This is a genomic window from Brunnivagina elsteri CCALA 953 (genome assembly GCF_002289455.1).
Lineage (GTDB): Bacteria > Cyanobacteriota > Cyanobacteriia > Cyanobacteriales > Nostocaceae > Brunnivagina > Brunnivagina elsteri.
This window is the reverse complement of the sequence record NZ_NTFS01000728.1, coordinates 1-1,489: the sequence shown is the minus strand read 5'-3', so window position 1 is coordinate 1,489 and position 1,489 is coordinate 1. Positions and strand designations below refer to the sequence as shown.

Sequence of the window (1,489 nt, the reverse complement as noted above, 5' to 3'; positions counted from 1 at the left end):
GATTCTAGATTTTTAGACTTTAGAATAATAAAATACTAATTATTCCCCCTCCTCTCCTCGCCTCCGCGTGCTAAACTCCTTATTTATTACTCTCTTTCTCATCCGAACTAACAACCCCCTCAAACTTACTATTCCTCCAAACAAAATATCCAGCAATCAACAAAGTAAAATTACCCAAAACAGTCATACTAGCTTGTAAAGTAACCAACCATTCCAAAGATGGAGAATTATCGAAATAGTGCCAAGTACAAGCACACATAGCACTAATTAAAGCAGGTAACATCGCCAAAGAAAAACCAAACCAAGCACGATTATTAGTAAGTTCTCCATATATCCAAATTAACCAAATTGCCGCTATCCATTCGATAACGCTTGAAACATGAATTATCCAGGTAGGAATTGAAAGTGCGTGCATAAATTTAATTAAGAATTAGGAGTTAGTAATTACGAATCAGGATTTCGGAATGTAGAGACGCGATATATCGCGTCTCTCTTATATACATTGCGTATAGACAGATTGTATTTATATAAAACAATTTCCAAATTTCTGTAACAGTGCTAGATATTTAGTTTATCGGAAAACTGTTAATCTAAAGTCCAAATCTGAAATCTTAAAATTATTATGCGAGCTTTACTATCTGGGTATTACGGCAAAGGAAACGGTGGAGACGAAGCATTACTCGCAACCCTCCTCCAAATGCTACCATCCCACGTTACACCCGTGGTATTGTCGGGAAATCCACAGGAAACCAGCCAGCGCTATGGTGTGGAAGCATACGATCGCATGAATATTCCCACTGTTATCAAAGCTTTGCGCTCTAGCGATGCTTTTATTTGGGGTGGTGGTAGCCTTATTCAAGACGCAACAAGTGCAGTTAGTCCCTTTTATTATGTCAGTTTGATGGCACTGGCGCAAAAAATGGGCTTAAAAACGGTAGCATGGGCACAGGGAATTGGTCCTTTGGTGCGATCGCAAACTAAATGGGTAGCTCAAAAAACCTTTGCTGGTTGTACTAAAGTCAGTGTTAGAGATACAAAAAGTGCAGCATTATTAACCGAGTGGAAAGTACCTCATTTCCTCGCTCCTGACCCCGTTTGGGCGCTACAATCAAAACCAACACCAGGATTATGGGATTTGCCAGCACCAAGGGTTGCTGTAACTCTCAGAAGCCATTCCCAGCTAACTGCACCAAGATTGGAAAGATTAACACGCGCTTTGGTTGATTTTCAGAAAGCGACACAAACCTTTATCATACTTTTGCCATTTCAGAAAGCCCAAGACTATGCGATCGCACAAGCAATTCAACCTGCACTGAAAGATGTAAGTAAGATATTACACTTTGAAGAACCAGAAATTTTAAAAGGTGTATTTCGTGGTGTGGATATGGCAATTGGAATGCGGTTACATAGTTTGATTATGGCAGCAAGTGAGGGATGTAAGGCTTTTGCCCTCAGTTATGACCCAAAAGTAAATCGTTTGATGGAAGAT

At 39.8% G+C, this 1,489-nt stretch carries 2 protein-coding genes; one reads left to right on the top strand and one right to left on the bottom strand.

Features of this window, described 5'->3' with window-relative positions; translation table 11 throughout:
• Window positions 1–79: 79 nt before the first annotated feature.
• Window positions 80–415: a DUF2499 domain-containing protein gene (locus CK510_RS30265; RefSeq protein ID WP_095725106.1), complete on the bottom strand. Its 336-nt coding sequence runs from the start codon at window positions 413–415 to the stop codon at window positions 80–82.
• Window positions 416–622: 207 nt separating this feature from the next.
• Between CK510_RS30265 and csaB the strand changes: the two genes are divergently transcribed.
• Window positions 623–1,489 (top strand): polysaccharide pyruvyl transferase CsaB (gene csaB, locus CK510_RS30260; protein ID WP_095725105.1); only part of this gene is annotated, 867 nt, incomplete at its 3' end.

Bases quoted from the DNA above. Each gene is read 5' to 3' on its own strand.
- CK510_RS30265 (WP_095725106.1), bottom strand. From the start codon at position 415: ATGCACGCACTTTCAATTCCTACCTGGATAATTCATGTTTCAAGCGTT.